The organism is Vibrio sp. bablab_jr001, from assembly GCF_016464285.1.
Lineage (GTDB): Bacteria > Pseudomonadota > Gammaproteobacteria > Enterobacterales > Vibrionaceae > Vibrio > Vibrio fluvialis.
Genome location: NZ_JACDWZ010000027.1, coordinates 14356 through 35307, shown reverse-complemented (window position 1 = coordinate 35307; position 20952 = coordinate 14356). Strand labels below are relative to the sequence as shown.

The following is a 20952-nucleotide window of genomic DNA, read 5'->3' as shown; positions in this document are numbered from 1 at the left end:
CACAGTCAGTTTTGAGGTCTGACCTTATACCAGTCAGCATCTCCAACAAAAAAAAGGCCGACATAAGTCGGCCTGATAAAACAATATCTTATGGTGCTAAATCAACTTCAACAGGTAAATAATGTTTTGGTTGAAGCTTTAGCCATTCTGGCAAAACAGTACCAATCGAAATGGATGACCAAGTACCGGAGATAATCCCGATAAACATCGCAGTGGCAAAGCCCTCCAAAGGAGCACCACCCATTAACCATAGCGCGGCAACAGTGATCAAAGTGGTCCCTGACGTCACCATGGTACGTGAGAATGTCGCGATAACCGCTTGATCATTAATATCGGGAGTTGGCGTTTTCTGTTTCGCTACCAGCAACTCACGAATGCGGTCCGCAATGATGATCGAGTCATTGAGCGAGTAACCGAGAATCGCCAACACGGCGGCAAACACCGTCAGATTGAACTCCATTTGGGTTAATGCGAAAAAGCCCAATACCAGTACAACATCGTGCACTAGTGCCAGCAATGCTCCACTGGCTAAACGCCATTCAAAACGGAAACAGAGATAGCCAAGAATACACAGCATGCACACCAAGAGCGCTAAACCACCTTGGTCGACCAAGTCCTCACCGACCTGTGAACCAACCATGCTGTTGCTGATGATCTCAACGTTGCTCGATACTTTGTGCAACAGCTGATCAACGTTCGGCGTTTCCTGTCCTTCTGCCGCCAGTGGATAGCGAATCACCCAGCGGCCATCTTCTCCAGACTGAGTCACAGAAGTTGAATCACCCAACACTGGTTTCAAAGCATCCAGCAGTTGGTGATTCGTTACCGAACTGGTGACCACCGCTTCAGTCACCATACCACCGGTAAAATCGAGGCCCATGTTCAGGCCACGAACGGCAAACGCTGCCAATGAAATCACCATCAGCGCGATCGAAACAAAGCTGGTGATGTAGCGGATTTTACGAATGCGAGATTTCAGAAATTCAATCATGATTTACACCCTTACATCACGACGGTTGTCGCGTCCCCAAACCAAGTTAATCAATGCACGTGAAGCGAATACGCCAGTAAACATACTGGTCAACAGACCCAGTCCTAAAGTCAACGCAAAGCCCTGAATAGGCCCGTTGCCAATCGAATAGAGAATCAGTGCAGTGATCATGGTGGTAATGTTGGCATCAAGAATGGTACTGAACGCGCTGCTAAAGCCCAAATCAATGGCCTGCGCGAAACTGCGCCCTTCCGCAAGTTTGTCCTTAATTCTTTCAAAAATCAGTACGTTGGTATCTACCGCCATACCGACCGTCAATACCAGACCCGCAATACCCGGCAGCGTCAGCACCGCACCAGGCAATAGTGCGATCAAACCCAGTAAACAGATCATGTTGGCGATCAGAGCGACGTTCGCAACCCAGCCCAGACGGCGATACCACAGGGCCATGAACGTCAGCGTCATTGCCATACCCAGCGCCAGCGCCGAGAAACCGTTTTCAATGTTTTCTGCACCCAGAGATGCGCCGATAGTGCGCTCTTCCACAATCGTAACAGGGGCAGTCAATGAACCTGCGCGCAGCAGCAGAGCCAGTTGCTGCGCTTCCTCAGTAGATCCGGCTCCCGTGATACGGAACTGGCTACCAAGCTGGGACTGAATGGTCGCGACGCTGATCACGCGTTCACTGCGTTCCGTTTCGCCACGGGCATTGGTTTTGTATTCGCGATAGACCGTCGCCATTGGTTTGCCGATGTGCTTGCCGGAAAAGTCACTCATGATTTTTCCGCCTGCATGATCAAGCGAAATATTCACTTCGGAGAAGCCCATTTTATCGATACCCGCACGGGCATTGACAATATGATCGCCAGTCAGTACCGGACGTTTGCTCAACATAACGGTTCTGCCGTTGTTGTCTTTCAGCACCAGATCATCACCCGACACCGCTTCTGACCCGCTTTTCGCTTCGTAGAATGCCAGGCTCGCAGTTGCACCAATCACTTTTTTCGCTTGCGATGGGTCTTGAACACCTGGTAATTCAATGCGGATACTGTGCTCACCCTGACGCTGGACCAGCGCTTCGGTAATGCCCAGTTCTTCAATACGATCGCGCATGATCTTGAGGTTTTGTTGCAGTGTCGCTGACTGGAAATCCAGCTTATTCTGTTTAGTTGGCGTCACGGTCAGGCTGTCGGAGCCGCGTTTAACGTCCCATCCTGAGTAGTTTTGCTTCAGGTAGCTCGAGACCTTACTGATTGCCTCTCCAGATTTTGTATCAACGCTGAAACCATCAATTCCTTGCTGTGCAAGGCGCACACCACGCAGATGCTCGCTGCGTAACATGTCTTTCAGCTCGTCTACCATGGTGTCGCGCTGCTCCTGAAATGCTTTGTCGACATCCACGTTAAGCAGGAACTGAACACCACCTCGCAAGTCCAGACCCAGCTTGATTGGGCTAAAACCCAGTTTTCCGTACCATTTAGGCGCCACCGACACGTAAGAATAGGTAATGCTGTCCCCCTCTTTGACCAACTTATCAAGCGCTTCACGAGCATGCGTCTGATCAGTTTCATTGCCAAAGACTAAGACGATTTGATTTTTTTGTTGCGTGATTTCCTGCGCATCCACTCCTTGCTGCTTCAGATAGCGATTGACAGATACCACGTTTGCCAGCTGACCACTCGGATCAGAGGATTGAATTTGAATGGATGGTTGCTCGCCATACCAGGTCGGAATTGCGCTTAAGGCCAGTACCACTACCGTTACCACGAGGACCACATATTTCCAGGTCGAATAGTGGTTAAGCACTCGCGACGGTGCTTTTGATTTACTTTTCTTCATAAATATCCCCTCAGCGTAAGCCGAGTCAAAAAACAAGAAATGTGACAATGTCACCTAACAATTGGGGAGTATCAGATGAAGTACTGGCTGTTTAATGCCACATACATGGCATTCGTTTCTTTCCAACCGGAAAGACGGTAGGACGGATGAAATTCCTGATAGGCTGCTGGCGTCGAGCGTTGGAGAAAACGCAAAACCAGACTGGTATCAACGATCGGATAAAACGGCGGAACGGTATCGAGAACATCCGGATCGCCATCGCTGAAACTGTAACGCTCACTGATGTTCCAGCGAACAGAATTGAGGATAGCCAGGCCAGAGCCAGCATAGTGAGATTGAGTCGCTGGCGTCGACTGAACAGGCTTGTGTTCGTTTGCTGTGGGTTGTTGATTTAGCGTCTGAACAACAGAAGGTGGTGCCGATAAATTTGTCGTGGCCGATTGCTCTTCCAGACACGCCAAAGCCTGCGCGGGTAATACCAACGCAAACAGCGATAACCAGAAAATACGAATTAAATGCCAGGACATACAGCGCCTACTTCAGTGACTAGAGGCAGTGTATGTCTGAGTGTGACTTCGCTCAAGTAAAATTTTGAACAGCATTCATTGGCCAATCGCTGGATATTGAACTGGATTGACGAACACTAACGATAAAATATCTCGCCAGTCTGCACATTGAGATAGATTTTATTGGCTTGTTTCATACCACCGCAATAGACGAAGTACACATCACGATCCTGATATTTCACCGAACGTACCCATCCGCCCAGTTCTTCAAAGTCGTCCGGAGAACACGTTCCTTCTTTCAACAACTCATCGGTCTTCTGGACAAATACGGTTTCAAATTGAAGTAAATCGTCGGATTTTTCAATGTAACCTAAAAGTGTTTTCTTGCGTTCGTCCGGAGTGATGACCGGCGGTTGCTCCACCAGCCCGGATAACGGTACCCACTCTGCCACTTCCGGCCCGCCTTCCTGATACACGAAATATTGGGTGATTCGGCCCCAGCCGTCTTTCTTCTCGTATAGGTGCACTTTGTCGCCGCGATACATTAAACGTTCAACAAACGCTTCTTCGCTCGGCGCTTCGCGAATGCCGAGTTTTGGAAGGTCGACGTAGTAATCCCAAACTTCAGGCTTTTTCACGACAGCTTTCGTTGTCGAACCCTCAGACACGTCTTCACTTGCCGCTTCGTCAGTGTGCTCGTTAGCAGCATTTTTTGCGGCCTGCTGCGGCTGATAGTAGAAAAGATAATAGCCAGCCCCTGCACCACCCAAACCTAATAGCAGAATCACGATCATCACTAGTTTTTTCATTGATGTTGTTGCTCCGTTATCTCAGACACAAAAATGAGGCATAGCGCTCACTTATCCTTTCCTATACTAAAGCTAGACTCATTAATGGTCTCAAACGATGACAGGTACACGAGCGAGCTTATTTCTATTAACGGCCATAGTTGGTATGACTTTACCTTCGCAAAGTCACGCTAATCTGTGCAATGAAAAAGATTGGAATAAAGCCCTCACTTCTCAACAGATTTTAGACCATAGGTACAACTTGCTCGCTTCTCAATACAACAGTTGGCTGCCTAATTTCAAACAGGCGATTTTTCTCCATCAGGAGTTTTCCCGCCCCGAGCTCGACTACTTGTGGCGCAACAATAACAACGATTTTCAAACAACGTTAACCATGCAGTTGGAAAGTGCAGAGAAGGCCACACGAGATATCGACAGTTTGCTCGCATTGTTAGACAACACGCCGCCCTATATTCAGAAACAGTGGGATAAATGGTACGCCATCGGAGAAGATTGCAAACAGGAAGGATTAATGAGCAACTTTTTCGCCACTGAACTCTATTTAAAAGCCAATAAAGAGCTCAATATCGAAATCATTAATCTGCGCCAATATCTGGTTACCATGCGCCATTATTACGAATTTGAAGTGGTGACGCTGACCGAGGTCATGCAAACTACGGAAGAGAAACCATAGGTCTCTTTTCAGTCCGCGGAAACATGCCCAAAACAAAGCGTCTTCGCACCAATTGGTACCTCTGCTTTACATTGTAAATTGATCTTCATTTGTCCGATAATGACCCTATTATTCGTGAGAATAATTCGCGCTCGCATATGCATCGGGTAGATATGTCAAAAAGTGACCATTTAAGTTTGAGCTAAGCCACGATCTGGAAAAATTGGAAGCGAAATCTCATTTACAAGCGATATACTGTGCGCCTGATTATTTGATTAAACCGCCATGTCTTCTTCATTTGCTAAATCTTTCAGCCAATTTCTGATCGTGCTGTTTGTCATTGGGTTCGTTCCTTCTCTCTACTTCATCCAAGAGTTCAAAAAGTTGGATGAACGCGCGATCGCCCTCATCGAGCAGAAACATCGGGTCAAGCTGGAATTTAGCAAGCACGAGCTGGTCTCATCGCTGAACGAATCATACAAATCGATATCCACGCTGATCAACAACGGCATTTTTCATCAGGCCGTGCGTCAGCCTTCCCTACTTAACGTCGCCAGCGTTGAAGATTTCTGGTTGCTGGTTGCCCGCGCTCAAGGTTTCTACTCCTGTTTACGTTTCATTGATACTCATGGGCAAGAACAAATACGCGTTGACTATGAAGATGGCCAGGCGCAGATACTGAACGGTTCTTATCTGCAAAATCGCGCGAAACAAGATTACTTCCTTTATGGCCAAAGCCTTAAGACGGGTCAAATTGGCGTATTTGGTATGCAGTCAACTGGCCAGCAGATGACTCCGATAAAGCCATCACTGCATTTTGTCGCCCCGATAGAGCTGGATGGACAGCGCCAGGGCTATTTTGTCGCTAATATCAACCTGACCTACATCTATCAACAAATCGCAGGCAGCAACAACACGGAACCGCTACCGGATATCCTTAACCTGAGTGGCGATGTTTTAATGAGCCAACGCAAGACTGACGCAGAGCAACCCTATACCAATGTCGCACAGCAATACCCAACACTGTGGGCAACGCTGATGTCACGCGATCAAGGCACCGTTTCAGACCACGGTCAGTGGTACAGTTTCGTGAAGGTTTCGCTTAATACCGCTCTGTCGAACATGCCTACGGTGGTGCTTCTGGATAAAGTCGAAAGCAGCGAGATTCGCCAATTTGTGCGCATCAATAAGAACACCTTAACGGTGCAGATGTTCGCGCTGTTTGCGTTAATCAGCCTGATTGCCTCGATATTTGTGCTTTGGAACAACAACCACCAGAAAAACAGCATTGAGAGTAAACTGGCTCGCGCGGCAATGAACGGTATGTCAGCGGTGATCATTACCGATAAACAAAATCGCATCATCAAAGTCAACAACGAGTTCACACGTCTGAGTGGCTATTCATTCGAAGAGGTAGAAGGCCACCAGCCGTCAATGTTTGCGTCGGGTAAACATGATCCCCAGTTCTATCTGGAAATGTGGAAAGCCCTGCAAGAAGATGGATTCTGGGAAGGTGAAGTGGTGAACAAGCGTAAAGATGGTTCAATGCAAACTGAAATCCTGCGTATCCAGACCATTCTGGACGACGAAGAGGTGATTCAGTTTTATGTTGCCTCCTTTGTTGATATTACCGAGCGAAAGCAGCTTGAAGATCAGCTTCGCGATCAGAGTGAGAAAGACGGCCTGACCAACATCTGGAACCGACGAAAATTTGATCAGGAGTTCCGTTCCGAGTGTGTTCGGGTGAAACGCTACCCCGCCCATGAGCAGTCTTGTCTGGCAATCATTGATATTGACCACTTTAAACGTATCAACGATAAGTTCGGGCACGCAAAAGGGGATAAAACGATTGTTGAAGTTGCCCAATGTTTGCGCAATGAACTGCGTGAATCAGATTTCCTTGCACGAATTGGTGGCGAAGAATTTGCCATCATCCTCCCTCATACTCCGATTGAAGAAGCTGAAGCGGTACTCAATCGCCTGCGCTTAGCGGTGTATAATCTGCATCAAGAATCATTATCAATCAGCGGCGGAGTCACTGATATTACAGAGATTCCGGAAGAAGTGTATCAGCGTGCTGACATGGCGCTGTATGAGTCCAAAGAGTGCGGCCGCAACGTCATTTCGATACTGACCAGCACGGAAATGGAACAGTTCGCTTAAGCACTAATTAGGTGCAAATTTTGTGCTGTTTTTGCGCCATTTAAGTGCATTAGCGACAACTTAACTAATATACCGCTATATTTGACGGACTTTCCAATTGTGGCGTGAAACTTGTACTACTCTCTAAAGTGGTTATGAATTGCACATAATTAGGGAGTAAAAGATGCAAGATACCTTAGCAGTCGTTTTGGCCGGCGGTATGGGCTCACGACTTTCCCCCCTCACCGATGACCGAGCTAAGCCAGCGGTACCGTTTGGCGGCAAATACCGGATCATCGATTTTACCCTCACTAACTGTCTTCACTCCGGCTTACGCCGAATTCTGGTGCTGACACAATACAAATCGCACTCATTGCAGAAACACCTGCGCGATGGATGGTCCATTTTCAACCCCGAATTGGGCGAGTTCATCACTGTGGTCCCCCCACAAATGCGTAAAGGTGGTAAATGGTACGAAGGAACCGCAGATGCGTTGTTCCATAATATGTGGCTGCTTTCACGCAGCGACGCCAAACACGTTGTTGTTCTATCTGGTGACCATATCTATCGGATGGATTACGCTGCCATGCTTGAAGAACACATCGAAAAAGGTGCCACACTGACCATCGCCTGTATGGATGTGCCGCGAGAAGAAGCCAAAGCGTTCGGTGTCATGGCGATCGATGATGAACACCTTATTACGTCATTTGTTGAGAAGCCGAGCGATCCCCCATCAATGCCTTCACAACCTGACCGTAGCCTCGCTTCTATGGGTATCTATATTTTCAACATGGATACTCTGCAGCAGGCACTGAACGAAGATTCGGAAAACAGCTGTTCCAGTCATGATTTCGGTAAAGACATCATTCCTAAGCTGATTCCTACACGCAGCGTTTACGCGTATCAATTCGGCAACGATAAAGGTCGTGTAGCCAAAGACTGTTACTGGCGCGATGTTGGCACCATCGATTCTTTCTATGAAGCGAACATGGACCTGCTGGAACCCGTACCACCGATGAACCTGTACCAGAAAAACTGGGCTATTCGCACTTACGAGCCACAGCTTCCCCCTGCACGCACCGTGTCATCCGCGACAGGAAACGAAGGTATTTTCATCAACTCGATCATTTCCAATGGCGTGATTAACTCCGGTGGCTCGGTGCAGCACTCGATTGTTTCTTCCGGCGTACGCATTAACGACGGCGCGACAATCGTCGACAGTATTCTGTTTGATGATGTTGAAGTGGGCGACGGTTGCCAACTGGTGAACTGCATCATCGATAAACACGTGAAAATTCCGCCACACACTCAAATCGGCCTCAATCGCATCGAAGATGCACAGCGTTTTCAGATCTCTGAAAAAGGTATTGTGGTTGTTCCGGAAAGCTATCAGTTCCAGAAACAATAACTGACCTCATCTAAGCCTTAACAGCGTGCGTTAAGGCTTAGTCATTCATTAGCTAGCTCTACGCAGAAATACTGGCAGACACGCCGACACAATATGATCAACGTGCCGTTGATCGGTCCCACAACATCCACCGACAATATTAACGTTGGTCAGCTGCTTACCTAGCAGCCGACTGTAATCCTCGCTCAGCTCTACCGGGTCGCCATCATCCAGTTCTTCACATTCATTGAGTTCAGAATGACTCAGTTTGGAGGCATTGGCACGAACACCATGAATTCGCCTGACCCAAAGATCGTCGGTGCTGACCGCAGCGATAAAATGCTGCGGATGGGCGCAATTAATCATGTAATAAGCCGGATAGAATTGGGTCTCTAGGTCGACCTGTTGAATCGCCGCTTGGAGTAATTGACCCGATGGGAGACGCCCGTCCGTTTCGACGGTGAATGAAATGACAACCGGTATGTGCATGCGTTTGGCTGCTCGTACTATGCCGATCGCTTCATCAGCATAGGTCAGCGTCAATGCGGTGACCATATCCGCCGCCGTTTCCGCAAACGTATGGATCTGAAATTCGTGGTAATCCTCGGCTTCCTCGTCAGACATTCGCTCTTCGGCAACATAGCCGTCTCCTCGTGGACCAATGCAGCCACTGATGACCACAGGCGTATGTGATGACTCATATTCCTGACGCACATCCAGCAGTAAACTGACAGCCTTACGATTCTCTTCTTCCAGCTCTGCCAGGCTGTACCCCAGAATTCCGCCCCAGTATGGATTGGAACGCCAGGTAGCGGTTTCCAGGATCAAACCAATTTCGTGTTTGCGAGCAAGTTCAGCATAAGATTTGAAGTAGCGCCGCAGCGCCTCTTCTCCCTCTTCAGACTGGAACAACAGGAACGCCGCGAAATACGGCAGTTCACAATTGTCGAGATAGATAAGCGTGGTTTCAAGGCCACCATCCGTCATAAAGAAACTGTGTTGCAGCTGCGGCAACGCTTGTCGATATTTCGCCATACCCCCTCCTTGTAAAACGCTTTACGGGGTGTTTGTGGTGCGACGAACCGAACCACTCGGTTGCTAAGCGGCAACTTCTTGTTGGGATTTTCTGTTCACACTGAGGCTGGCAGTAGACTTACTACCGCCCTTAAATGACAATATAGTCAACATAAGTCATTCTTTCGTAGTTTTCAGATAGAAAAATAAAAAAACCGCCTCGAAAGGCGGTTTTCATAGACTCATCTACCCATTAAGGACAGGTGACCTCTTCCCAGAACCAGTTGGTTTGTGCTGGGCTTTCCCACACACCCGGGCTGTTTTTCGCGATAAAGCATTTACCGCTATAGCTAACTGTTGTGCCATTGCTGACTTGTGTTGATCCCGGAACCCACTCAACCACATCACCCGGTTGAGTCGTACCACCACCCGTATCACCACCGCCAGTGTTACCGCCGTTACCCACAGACAAATCAGCAACAGGTAGCTCAGGCTGCTCAAACTTGAATGCGTAGTCCACGCCGTTGATCTTCACGCTGTAGTTAGCCGGGCCGGAGATTGGCAGGTAATACACCATATCCAACTCATAGCTATCGCCTGCTGGCAGTGTTTTCCACGCTGGCAGAGAGAACGCAACGCGGTGCATCGTGCCATCCAGGCCTCCGATATTGTCAGCGCGAGTATGGCCTGAAGCAATCACACTCAGGCCTGCGCCTGATTGGTCTTTGGCATTGTCTGGCGAAGAAACCGGGATATCAAACTGGAACTCTGTACCTCCTGGGATCTCCACACCGCTGTTGTTGGTGAAGGTAATTTTCGGGTTGATCGGATAGTTCTGATCACCCACTTTAAAGCCAGCAATCGAAACAGTGATGTCCACGGTTTCTGTAGGGATCGCGCCAGTCGCGACTTTGTTACCGTATGGCGTCGCCACTTTGAACTTGTCGTAGATGGCTTTGGTCATCGTGTTACCCATGTGGTATTCACCCTGACCGCTTGCACACGCCTGCTCAGAGGTATCCACACTGGTGCGCTGACCATTCGCGTCCAACACGTAACAGTTGTAGTCGCCTGCCAGTTCCCAGAACATGATGCCGCCGATCTCTTTGTCGATAACGTAATCCGCTTTGACATCGATAGACTGCTTGTCTTCAGTTGAAAGGAATACTTTCTTCTCCGCATTCCACAGCCAAGGCGCTACCGCTACGTTATCGTAATGACGCGCATAGGTGCCCACCAGCGGAGCCGTTGCCGGATCCAGACCATAGGCGGCCAGGTAAGACCCCCAAATACCATGCTCCAGGTTCTTCGCATGCCACATTGGGTTAGAACCCGCGCCCATTTCATCGCCAGCGGCGTTAACGTCATGCCACATGTTATCCAGGCCTGTTGCACCGTAACCGCAGTTGTTCTTCTCACCTTCACCAGTTCCAGCCGGACAGTCGCTCTGATTAGGCAGCGCTGCACGCCCCCATAAGCCATTGTCACCACCCGTTACGCCTTGCCAGCCACGGGTATAGTACGGAACACCGATGTTGATACGTCCCGCAGGCATCGAACCACGGAAATAGTGGAATGCCCAGTCGGTGTTCAGATAACCAATGCCGCCATACTGCGCAGTGCCGTACACGTTCCACTGTGCCAGTTCAGAATCTTTACCTGTGTCATACAGCGCGGCGTTGTGACCCACGTGATCGTTCCACGCACCGTGCAAGTCATAAGACATGATGTTGACGTAGTCGAGGTACTTCGTCACCGCCATGGTTTCCATGCCGCGCAGTAAGTAAGCTGAGGAAGGCGCCGCAATGGTCAGCATGTAGTGCGTGCCATCTTGCGAGCTGGCGACATCCAGTTTTTCACGCAGCACACGCATCAATTCGTGGTAGGAATTCATCAGGTAAGCACGACGAGATTCAGAGAAAGCTTTGTCGTCCGGGTTACCCGCGCCGGCCATCGACGTTGGGTATTCGTAGTCGATATCCAGACCATCAAAACGATATTTACGCATCATTTCTACGGCTGAATTGGCAAATGTTTCGATACCTTGCTGGTTGATTGAACCATCAGCATTGGTCGTCATGGTGTAGAAGCCGCCGTCCGCAACACGGTTACCACTGTTATCAAAATGACCGCCGGTTTCTGCCCAACCGCCAATCGAAATAAGCGTTTTCACACCGTATTTCTGCTTGTATGTGGCCAGCGCACCGAAGTGCCCTTTGAAGCCAAGTGTCGGGTCAATCTCAACACCATTCCACTCTTTGCCTACTGCTGCGTTATTCGGATCATTAACATCCCCGATGTTCACTTTGCCATCTGAACCGATACTGACGAAGGCATAGTTAATGTGTGTGAGCTGTTCCCAAGGAATATCTTTAACCAGATACGCCGTTTGATCGTCGTCTCCGGCACGCCAACTGGTGAAGTAGCCAATGACACGGCGTGGGTGGTCCGCGCCCATTTTCTCGCGGCCATCTTCATCGTAAACCGTACAGTAAGGTACGTTTACCCCTTCGGTTTGATACAGACCATCCGGACGACAATTACTCACCACAGGCCCTGCCGCCACGCTCAGAGTGCTTAGCGCCGAGTCAGTTGTCGCGCCCAGGTTGTCTGTTGCGCGTGCAAAGACTGCCAGTGAGCCAGATTTGGTCGTTGTGTAGTCGAGTGTGTAAGGCGCAGTGGCAGAGGTGCCAACCAGCGTGCCAGCCACATAGAAATCAACTTTATCTACCGTGCCATCAGCATCGGCCGCATTAGCGGTTAAGGTCACTACACCGCCGACATCGACGCTCGTCGCAGACAAGGCCAGGCTCACACTCGGAGCTTCATTACCCGGTTGTGTACTGTCACTGACCGATACCGTCACTTGGCTCGCAACGCTCGCCAGACCTTTATCATCATACGCAATGGCGCTGATTTGATGACTGCCTGTAACCGCTGTCCAAACAACGCTGTAAGGTGCTGACGTTGCCTGACCGACTACAACGCCGTCCACCAGAAAATCTACGTTGGCGACAGTGCCATCGCTGTCTGCTGCATTCGCAGCCAGCGTGACCGCATCACCCACCGTCAGCGCATCCGTTGCCGAAGGAGAAGTTAACGTTGCCGATGGCGCTTGATTTTCGCTGCCGCCGCCAGTCGTACAAGTGTCGAGAAGTTTCCACTGTGCGTAATCGCCCGAGAATTGCTCCGGGTCTTGGTTTTGAGTCCAGTAATTGGCCTGATAAGCTGACCCCTTGTATTGAACCTGATCACCGCCATTGTAAATGGTGCCAGCTTGCCACTCATTTAGCGAAGAACAATCCACCGCTGCATAGCTGTTGAACGCCATCAGGCACGAAGCCGTCAAAGTGCTGAGAGTAAAGATACTCTTCGTCACCTTAGCTCGATCTAAGCGCATTTTCATTTCCTTAAGTTATTGTTTCACGGGAATAAAGCTTTCAGTCCTTACTCTGAAAACTTTAATTTTTTTTCGTAAAACAACTTTAGGTGAGTTGGCGAATTTGGCACCGAGTAAAGTGCAAAACTTCAAAATCACTCGCAAACAGAACGCCAAATCACACAAATGTCACAGTGTTAATTTGCAGCAACAACTAAATTTTTGGTATTCATGGAAACAAAAAAAAGCCCGTATCTAACGATAAATACGGGCATCTCAATCAGGAGCACATTGAATGCTCTATAGGGGTAGGGGGAGTATGGTCGCGATGCAAATGTTAGAAAAGAGTAAACATTCGCAGATACACTTCCCCTTTTAAGCCGCTTTGGCACCTCGTGGCGTTTCATTAAAATGACGTTTATATTCGCGGCTGAACTGCGACGGACTGGTGTAACCAACTAAACGCGCCGCATCGTTCACCCGTTTGCCTTCAACCTGAATCAACTCTTTCGCTTTATTCAAGCGCACTTTTTTCAGGTACTGCAAAGGTGATTCCATCGTCACACCGCGAAATGCCTGATGGAAGGCAGAGACGCTCATATTGGCCTCTTCCGCCAGTAACTGCACCGTTAACTGCTGATCATATTCGCGGTGCACTTTGCTCAGCGCTTTCGCAACACGAGCGTAATGCCCCTCATGATGGGCCAGGTCGAACAAAACATGGCCTTCGCAACTGGTCAGCGCACGATACACCATCTCTTCCATCAGTGACGAACCGAGAATTTGCGCTTCCAAACCGTCATTAAGAGCATTCATTAATCGCTTACAGGTATTGAGCATCTCTTCACCCATTCGCACCGATTTCAGGCCACACTGATTCTCTTTATCCTGATTGCACGGTTTGAAACCTGCCTGTTCCAACATGTCGACCTGTTTAAGCAGAATCGAATGATCAATATCGATACTCAAACCCAACATGGGTTTGCCATCTTCGACAATCGCCTCGCATTCCAGCGGCATCGGAACGCCAACCACCAGATAGTCATTCGGGCCGTATTGCACCGGGTTGGGTCCGATGTGGATGTTTTTCTGCCCCTGACCGAGAATGATGATGCCCGACTGATAGATAAACGGACGACGCTGATTACCAGCACTGCTGCGATAAAACCAGACACCCGGAATCTCGGTTTCAGCAATGCCTTCTAATTGATGTAATGATTGACGCTCAACATACTGTTGCATCAGTTCAGCCAACTCAGTCATGCTTGTTCACTCCGTATTCAATATCGCGCCAAATTGCCACATCTTGTAGAAATAGGCAATTTATTTGCAGAAATCGCTCTATTAAGAGCAACAATCAAAGACTATTATGCATTTCGTAACTTCCTGAACATGTGTAGCGCGTGGATCAGGAAACACTGCCTTTGGGGGAAATTTCCCCCTTTTTTGATGCACGAGGTGAGAACAATGCAATTTACCTATGTTAACCCTACACGTATTCATTTTGGTCAGGCGCAAATCGCAAAGATTCAGAACGAAATTCCACAAAATCAAAAAGTTCTGGTGATCTACGGTGGAGGCTCGATCAAACGTAACGGCGTTTACGACCAAGTGGTTGCCGCGCTGAAAGACCACACTTGGGTCGAGTTTTCAGGCGTTGAGCCAAACCCAACAAAAGAAACGCTGGATAAAGCCGTCGCGATCGTCAAAGAACAAGGTATCGACTACATTCTTGCCGTTGGTGGTGGTTCAGTTATTGATGGTTCTAAATACGTTGCAGCCGCCGCCAAATACAACGGTGACGGATGGGATATTCTTACCGGCAAACACGCTGTGTCTGACGCTACATCAATCGGTGCGATCCTGACTCTGCCAGCAACCGGTTCGGAATCGAACTCAGGTGCTGTAATCACCAAAGCGGAAACGCAAGACAAACTGGCATTTATGTCTAAATTCGTGCAGCCAACATTTGCGGTAATGGACCCGGATGTGATGAAAACTTTGCCAGAACGCCAACTGATTAACGGTATCGTTGACGCTTGGGTACACGTATGCGAGCAGTACATCACTCTGCCAGCTGATGCGATGGTTCAAGACGGTTACGCGGAAACGTTGCTGAAAAATCTGCTAGTGCTGGGCCGTAACTTTGCAGGTCGTGACAACGATTCATGGCGCGCAAACCTGATGTGGACTGCCAACCAGGCACTGAACGGTCTGATTGGTACTGGGGTGCCACAAGACTGGGCAACTCACATGATTGGTCATGAACTGACAGCACTGTGGCATGTGGACCACGCTCGTTCTCTGGCTATCGTTCAACCTTCTTTACTGCGTAATCAGATTGAAGCGAAACGTGCAAAACTGGAGCAGATGGGTAAAAACGTATTTGGTCTGGAGCAGACAGCGGATCTCGCTGAACGCACCATCGATGCGATTGAAGCCTTCTATCATGAGCTGAATGTAGCGACTCAGTTTGCCGACCACGGCTTGTCTCACACTGAAGCGGTTGACGCGGTCATTGCTCAATTGGAAAGTCACGGCATGCTGAAACTGGGCGAAAACCACGCGATCACACTTAAAGAATCACGTGAAATTCTTTCCAGTGCTTTAGTGTAAGTCTCTGACAAAGCTAACAATAAGTTAAAGGCCTACTATAACCCTAGTATTCCTGTTAATATTTGGCAGCGCATTCGCGCTGCCTTTATTTTTTGGGAAATCACATGTGGCCAACCATCCTGCTGCTGTCTAGCATTCACCTGTTCACCATAGAACGCGGGCCGCGTTGGCTATTTTATGGCTCAAAGCCCCTACCCGTTTTATTGATGGCGGCTCTGATTACGCTCAATCCGACGGTGGATGCCAACCTTGCATTCTGGATATTCAGTGGTTTGATTCTCTCCGCCATTGGCGATGTACTGCTTTCTCTTCCCAAAGATAAATTTATCAGCGGCCTGAGCAGTTTCCTGCTTGCCCACATCTGCTATGTTCTTGGTTTTATTGGCATGGTGAACACCATATCCTGGTGGATACCCGTCATGATCCTGGCTCTCGGGATTCTGGCCTTTTTACTGCTCCTGCCTAACCTCGGCACCATGACGTTGCCCGTTGCCATTTACATTCTGATTATTGTTGCGATGGGCTCCGCCACCGCAGAATACTGGCTCAGTTACAACAGCAGTTCCGCCCGGCTGGCATTCACCGGCGCCTGCATCTTTATGGTGTCGGATCTGGTGCTGGCTATCGATCGTTTCCGCTCGTCGTCCAAGTTCTCGCGCCATGTCGTGATGTTCACCTACTACACAGCACAGGCACTACTCACGCTGTCGGTACTCGATTCCTGATCAGCCTTTTGATTTGAACTCTTCTTTTTCCAGACCGTGTTTTTTCATGCGCAGGTAGAGTTTCTTACGCGGGATTTGCAAGTAATTGGCCGCATCCGCTACGCGCCCCGAATAGAGAAACAACGCATCTTCGATAATCTGCTTCTCATAATCATCCACCAGCTCATCAAGCGGAGAGGTCATCTCCACTTGATTGTAAATTCGCTCTTTACCCGTCAGTTTAACGATGCCGATGGCATACAACTCCGCAACGTTGCGCAGCTCTCGAACATTTCCCGGCCATTGATGGGCACGCAGCAGCGCCAGATAACTGCTGTCAACCGAAGGCATTGATTTACCAAGCTTATGACAGCTTTGTTTGAGGAAATAATGGAATAACGCAGCAATATCATCCGGACGATGACGCAGCAACGGCACGTCAATCGTGCCTTGATTCAGCAGATAATAGAGCTCCGGCAGTAACCGATCCTCTGCAATCAATTGCTCCGGATCCGGCCCGATAATAGTTATCACCCGAACTTTCGGCATGCTCATTCGTTCCTGATGCAGCAAAATGCGGCTCAAATGACGCTGCATCGTTTCAGAGAGCTGTTCCACGTTATCCAAAACCAGCGTGCCACCTTGCGCCTGTTTAACTTTATCATCGAGTTGTTCGGTGCTGGTCTCTGCCGTCACGGCCAGTTCAATCAAAGGTTTGCTGTGCGCAGCAGAAGTAAGTTGGTGCACCAGATAGGCAATCGTATGACGCCCTACGCCGGATTCACCACAAATAGCGATGTGATTGTCCAACATCGCATACTGCGTCACATGCGAGCGAATACGCTCGATCTGGGCGGATTTGCCGACCAGTTCACGTTTCACGGTACGGACCAAAGAGATCTTTTGCTCGATGTAATGCCTGCGCTGCTCAATATGCTGCTTCACCAGCGTCAGCAATACAGGTGGATTAATCGGCTTTTCGAGAAAGTCACACGCGCCAAGTTTCACCGCTTCCACCGCCATAGGGATATCTCCATGTCCAGTCACGACAATCACCGGGATCCGCTCATCGATCTGCTTAATGGCTTTCAACACGTCCATACCATGCATCGTCGGCATGTACATATCCAGCAGCACCACGCCATTCCAGTCTTCAGAGAGCTGAGTCATAGCCTCAACAGGATCTAAATGCGCTTTTGAAGTCAGCCCGGAAATCGCCATCAGGTGCTGATAGGAATCGAGCACATCCTGATCATCATCAATCAATAACACCGTACTTTTAGTCATGCGCGAGCTCCAAAACCACCATTGCCCCTTTGTCTAACGTCGACGCCAGGTAAATATTGCCATTCATTTTTTCAATCAGGGACTGACAAATACTCAGCCCCAAGCCCAAGCCCACCTCTTTGGTTGAGGTGAACGGTGTAAACAGTTGTCCGACGACGTCATGAGCAAAGCCGGCCCCGGAGTCTTCAACCGCAATACGATGCCAGTGATCATCACTGCCAATCTGACTTAAGGTGACTCGTTTGACCTCGCTATTGCTGACGGCATCACAACCATTGACCAGTAAGTTAATCAACACCTGCTCCAATCCGAGCGCATCCCCCATAACGCGAAGATCCGGCGCAAGTTCTGAACTCAGCGCCACTTGCTGGCGCTTCGCTTTGGCCTGCACCAGAGTTAAGGCCTGCTCCACGACGAGTTGCAGACTGAGCGCTTGCAGCGGTTCGTCAACCCGGCTCTTGCGGGCAAAGTTACGCAGGCTATTGACGATTTTTCCCATTCGCTCAGTGAGGCTTTCAACCTGATCGAGGCTCATGGCTATTTGCGAATGTTCTGCCTGTTCCAGCGCCAAACGCGCGGTAAAAAGGTAGGTCGACATCGCACTCAGAGGCTGATTAAGTTCATGTGCAAGGCTGGTCATGGTTTGTCCGACTACCGCCATCTTTGCGGCCTGAATCAGTTCGTTCTGCGTGCGTTTCAAGTACGCTTCAGCACGTTCACGCTCTTCCACTTCAGCCTGCAACTGCTCGTTTTTATCGATCAGGTTACGGGTTTTCTCCCGCACCCGTTCTTCAAGCAGCCGATTGGCGTGTTCCTGATCCGTCACGTCGGTAATGGTTACAATGATCTTGTCGCTCAGGCCCTGATTGAACTTGCGCAGGTAAAGCCGCAGGTAATGCGGTTTCTCTTCGCAGCCTAACGACAGAGTCACGCTTTGCGCCCCTTTTCTAATCAGGTCATCATTGGGAGCAAACAGAGCTTCGATCGAGGCTCGCAATTTTTCAGGAAAACAGCGCCACAGTGTTTGTTGCAGCTTACCCACTTCCAGCTTCAGCGTGGCTTGAGCACTCGGGTTAGCCGATTCGATCACCCCTTGCAGATTGCAGGTGATCAGACTCGCCTGAGTATTGTTGATAAGGCTCAGTGCGTTGGTGCGCTCCATCTCTTCCACTTTGCGCCCGTACTCAATCAACTGTTTGCTGAGCTTGCCGATTTCATCTTTGCCATCCACAACAATAGGGTGCGACAAGTCATTGTGAATGATCGCATCCAGGCTATTACTGAGGTTGGCCAGCCGAGCCACAATGCGTCGTTTCACAAAGTAATACGCCAGAATCAGACTCAGGCAGATCGAAACACCAAAGCAGGCTAAGAGCACGCGGTTCCCTTCGCGGATCATCTGTGTGGTGTCGTTCTGCACATCGGTGAATGTATTGTCCGCCAGCTCGACCAGCTTGGCGATTTCCGCGTGCTGAACGGAAAGCTGCTGCTGAATGTTCTGCATCAGGTCATCAAGTTCATTGTTTAGCCGCACCATTTGGCTGATTCCCCGATGAAAAGGACCATCAATGACCAATAGCTCCGCCAGCTCGCCCAGCATCTGTTGGTAAGCAATCGAAGCTGGGATCTCGAAAATAGGCTGACTGGCGGTCTGCAGCTCTTCCAATCGGTATTGCAAAACCTTCATCCCGTTTTCAACCTGAGTCTGATGGCTGGCCGACATCAGTTCGCGAGAGAAGGTGTAAATCTGCGCTTCACTATCCAGCAGTGATTGGATCAAATTGATTTTAGCCAGCAACGCACCAGACATTTCCCCTGCGTCGCCTCGTTCCAGTTGCCATTGCAGTTCCTGACGCAGTGGCGTTAGCTCCCAGTTGATGTCCTGATGCGTCCATTGCAGTTGCTCGATCAACATATCGATTTGGCGTTGAACATCAATACGCTGCGAGACTAACTCGCTGTAGCGTTCGGTAAAGGTGCGTAAGCGTTGATAGCCAACGCGCAACGTTTGCACCTCACTGTCATTCGCGAGCGTATTCCACACCTGATCCATGACCAGAAAATCTTGTTGTAGCCGCTCTGTCTGAGAATCCAGCACCACCTTATTGGTGGCACTGCCGATTATTTGTATCCGACGGCGAATTTCAGAGCTGCGACTTTCGAGCACATAACTGGCGTTGAACTTCGGCACACTTTTTTGCAGCACTTCACTGACCTGCGATTCCAGTTTGTTCCAGTTGAACCAGGCAACCAGACAAACAGCAATCACCACCAAGGTACTGGCACCGAAGGCCAGCAATAAACGGGCACCAATGGTGTGAGACTTGGGTAAACTCATTGGCCCGATTCTCTCAGCAGTTGTTTGATGTCAGCATTGGCCCGGTTGAGCGAGACTTCCAACTGTTTTTTCCATTCGTGACTCAGCTTGGCCAGCAACATGGCTTTGTTCGCCTGCAATTCGGTATCCTGTTCATCGGCCAGCGGATAAATACTATTGATGACGCCGTCCAACGCCGATTCCGTAATAGGAACAGAAAACAGGCTGCGCTCTATCTGCTGCAAACGCGCTAATACTTCCGGCTGACTTTTAAACTGCTCGCGCGCATTGATGATCATCAGCCAGGTATCTTTCAGCGCAGGCAGACGTTTGGTGATAGCCAGATCAAACAGCAGGTTCATGCACTCTTCACGGCGCATCATCGTCGCCATCGACAGGCGAGTGAAACTGTCACTGAACAGCGAATCATCATTGACGCCATGTTTGGAGAAATCATTGGCGTCCATGTTGGCCTGCACCCCTTTTGACATCAAAAGATCAATAAAGGCCTTGGCGTAGACATCGTTCTGCTTTTGGCTGACCTGAGCGACATAAGTCGGCATCAGAGTAAACGCATCATCATAGGCAAAACTGACGTGCGGGAATTTGCGCTCGAGGATCAGAGCGTAACTGTCAATAGTCGGCCCGGCACCAAATTGGCCGCGCGCGATATAATCACTGACGCCAAAACTGCGGGAGGAGACAGTTCCCAGGTTGGCACCAACATTCATCAGTAAACGCCAGCCAGCTTCCCAGCCATATTTTTTCAGTACGCTTTCCACCATCAGTTGCGTGGTGCCCGAGCGCGCTGGCGTGCTCATCGTGACGTGGCCAAAAAACACCGGGTTGGCTAAATCCGCGAACGTCTTCGGCGTCGGCAGATGATGAGCGGCCAGATAATCTTTGTTCCAGGTGACACCCGCGCCGGAGTAACCAATGGTGACGACTTTATTGGTCGGCGGCAGCACAAACGGATGCAGCCAGTCCGGTGTCTGAAAACGATCGGGCAGGATTGCCAGCCGGCCACTTTCCGCCAACTGCTGCATCAGGTAAGGCGAGGAGCTCAGCACCAAGTCAATATTGTTGATGTAGCTCTTATTGAGCAACTGCACGCTCGATTGCGCCCGGCGGTGAACAATCTGAACATCAACACCTTCATATTGGCGGGTAAATTCCTCGATTAAGGGCAACAAAGGTTCGCGCGAAAAGGTGGTCAGGATCACCAATTCACGTTCACTGCCCACCGCCAATGAACTCATAAGCGAGCCCAGCACCATCACATGGCGCAGTCTCAACCCACTTCGAATCC

Annotated in this window: 15 protein-coding genes; 5 read left to right on the top strand and 10 right to left on the bottom strand. The window is 49.6% G+C overall.

The features are described 5' to 3' along the window. Window positions 1-88 precede the first annotated feature (88 nt). The 4 genes from secF to JIG40_RS01715 form a co-directional block, all read right to left on the bottom strand. Window positions 89-991 carry a protein translocase subunit SecF gene (secF, locus tag JIG40_RS01730; RefSeq protein ID WP_158152181.1) on the bottom strand — a complete coding sequence of 301 codons (903 nt, stop codon included), beginning with the start codon at window positions 989-991 and terminating at the stop codon, window positions 89-91. Between the two features lie 3 nt (window positions 992-994). Next, on the bottom strand, window positions 995-2830 hold the full coding sequence (gene secD, locus JIG40_RS01725) for a protein translocase subunit SecD (RefSeq protein ID WP_199464670.1): 1836 nt from the start codon (window positions 2828-2830) through the stop codon (window positions 995-997). 71 nt (window positions 2831-2901) lie between these two features. Further along, complete coding sequence (locus tag JIG40_RS01720) at window positions 2902-3357, bottom strand: hypothetical protein (protein ID WP_158126337.1); 456 nt, start codon at window positions 3355-3357, stop codon at window positions 2902-2904. Window positions 3358-3473: 116 nt separating this feature from the next. Beyond that, entirely contained in the window at window positions 3474-4145 is a 672-nt protein-coding gene (locus JIG40_RS01715; protein WP_199464669.1) for a hypothetical protein, read from the bottom strand. 241 nt (window positions 4146-4386) lie between these two features. Here JIG40_RS01715 and JIG40_RS01710 point away from each other — a divergent pair, with 241 nt between their 5' ends. The 3 genes from JIG40_RS01710 (at window position 4387) to glgC (ending at window position 8347) form a co-directional block, all read left to right on the top strand. Next, on the top strand, window positions 4387-4818 hold the full coding sequence (locus tag JIG40_RS01710) for a hypothetical protein (protein ID WP_020433137.1): 432 nt from the start codon (window positions 4387-4389) through the stop codon (window positions 4816-4818). Window positions 4819-5082: 264 nt separating this feature from the next. Beyond that, a complete protein-coding gene (locus JIG40_RS01705; protein ID WP_199251265.1) occupies window positions 5083-6960 on the top strand; it encodes a sensor domain-containing diguanylate cyclase in 1878 nt (625 codons plus the stop codon). Between the two features lie 163 nt (window positions 6961-7123). Further along, on the top strand, window positions 7124-8347 hold the full coding sequence (gene glgC / locus JIG40_RS01700; protein ID WP_199464668.1) for a glucose-1-phosphate adenylyltransferase: 1224 nt from the start codon (window positions 7124-7126) through the stop codon (window positions 8345-8347). A gap of 48 nt (window positions 8348-8395) precedes the next feature. On the opposite strand, the gene JIG40_RS01695 is transcribed toward glgC, so the two are convergent. From JIG40_RS01695 to JIG40_RS01685, 3 genes are all read right to left on the bottom strand, one after another. Further along, a complete protein-coding gene (locus JIG40_RS01695) occupies window positions 8396-9361 on the bottom strand; it encodes a homocysteine S-methyltransferase family protein (RefSeq protein ID WP_154182106.1) in 966 nt (321 codons plus the stop codon). Between the two features lie 232 nt (window positions 9362-9593). Beyond that, window positions 9594-12740 (bottom strand): glycosyl hydrolase family 18 protein, encoded by a 3147-nt coding sequence (locus JIG40_RS01690; RefSeq protein ID WP_199464667.1) that lies wholly within the window; start codon window positions 12738-12740, stop codon window positions 9594-9596. A 354-nt stretch (window positions 12741-13094) separates the two neighbouring features. Beyond that, window positions 13095-13982, bottom strand: a complete 888-nt coding sequence (locus JIG40_RS01685; RefSeq protein WP_020332446.1) for an AraC family transcriptional regulator — start codon at window positions 13980-13982, stop codon at window positions 13095-13097. A gap of 204 nt (window positions 13983-14186) precedes the next feature. On the opposite strand from JIG40_RS01685, the gene JIG40_RS01680 reads away from it, so the two are divergent. Both JIG40_RS01680 and JIG40_RS01675 read left to right on the top strand, forming a co-directional pair. Then, entirely contained in the window at window positions 14187-15335 is a 1149-nt protein-coding gene (locus JIG40_RS01680; protein WP_032082577.1) for an iron-containing alcohol dehydrogenase, read from the top strand. A gap of 104 nt (window positions 15336-15439) precedes the next feature. After that, window positions 15440-16060 (top strand): lysoplasmalogenase, encoded by a 621-nt coding sequence (locus JIG40_RS01675; protein ID WP_024375215.1) that lies wholly within the window; start codon window positions 15440-15442, stop codon window positions 16058-16060. Here JIG40_RS01675 and JIG40_RS01670 read toward each other — a convergent pair whose 3' ends face one another. From JIG40_RS01670 to JIG40_RS01660, 3 genes are read right to left on the bottom strand one after another with little or no spacing between them, the layout of a single operon-like run. Beyond that, the gene (locus JIG40_RS01670) at window positions 16061-17326 is read right to left on the bottom strand and encodes a sigma-54 dependent transcriptional regulator (protein WP_047462164.1); all 1266 of its coding nucleotides are present in this window, start codon (window positions 17324-17326) and stop codon (window positions 16061-16063) included. Next, window positions 17319-19664, bottom strand: coding sequence for an ATP-binding protein (locus JIG40_RS01665; protein ID WP_199464666.1), 2346 nt, complete (start codon window positions 19662-19664; stop codon window positions 17319-17321). Before JIG40_RS01665 ends, JIG40_RS01670 begins: the two co-directional genes overlap by 8 nt. Next, complete coding sequence (locus JIG40_RS01660) at window positions 19661-20920, bottom strand: ABC transporter substrate-binding protein (protein WP_244662621.1); 1260 nt, start codon at window positions 20918-20920, stop codon at window positions 19661-19663. Before JIG40_RS01660 ends, JIG40_RS01665 begins: the two co-directional genes overlap by 4 nt. Window positions 20921-20952 lie beyond the last annotated feature (32 nt).

Coding starts and splice junctions, on each gene's coding strand:
- secF (WP_158152181.1), bottom strand. CDS start 991: ATGATTGAATTTCTGAAATCTCGCATTCGTAAAATCCGCTACATCACC.
- secD (WP_199464670.1), bottom strand. CDS start 2,830: ATGAAGAAAAGTAAATCAAAAGCACCGTCGCGAGTGCTTAACCACTAT.
- JIG40_RS01720 (WP_158126337.1), bottom strand. CDS start 3,357: ATGTCCTGGCATTTAATTCGTATTTTCTGGTTATCGCTGTTTGCGTTG.
- JIG40_RS01715 (WP_199464669.1), bottom strand. CDS start 4,145: ATGAAAAAACTAGTGATGATCGTGATTCTGCTATTAGGTTTGGGTGGT.
- JIG40_RS01705 (WP_199251265.1), top strand. CDS start 5,083: ATGTCTTCTTCATTTGCTAAATCTTTCAGCCAATTTCTGATCGTGCTG.
- glgC (WP_199464668.1), top strand. CDS start 7,124: ATGCAAGATACCTTAGCAGTCGTTTTGGCCGGCGGTATGGGCTCACGA.
- JIG40_RS01695 (WP_154182106.1), bottom strand. CDS start 9,361: ATGGCGAAATATCGACAAGCGTTGCCGCAGCTGCAACACAGTTTCTTT.
- JIG40_RS01690 (WP_199464667.1), bottom strand. CDS start 12,740: ATGCGCTTAGATCGAGCTAAGGTGACGAAGAGTATCTTTACTCTCAGC.
- JIG40_RS01685 (WP_020332446.1), bottom strand. CDS start 13,982: ATGACTGAGTTGGCTGAACTGATGCAACAGTATGTTGAGCGTCAATCA.
- JIG40_RS01680 (WP_032082577.1), top strand. CDS start 14,187: ATGCAATTTACCTATGTTAACCCTACACGTATTCATTTTGGTCAGGCG.
- JIG40_RS01675 (WP_024375215.1), top strand. CDS start 15,440: ATGTGGCCAACCATCCTGCTGCTGTCTAGCATTCACCTGTTCACCATA.
- JIG40_RS01670 (WP_047462164.1), bottom strand. CDS start 17,326: ATGACTAAAAGTACGGTGTTATTGATTGATGATGATCAGGATGTGCTC.
- JIG40_RS01665 (WP_199464666.1), bottom strand. CDS start 19,664: ATGAGTTTACCCAAGTCTCACACCATTGGTGCCCGTTTATTGCTGGCC.
- JIG40_RS01660 (WP_244662621.1), bottom strand. CDS start 20,920: ATGGTGCTGGGCTCGCTTATGAGTTCATTGGCGGTGGGCAGTGAACGT.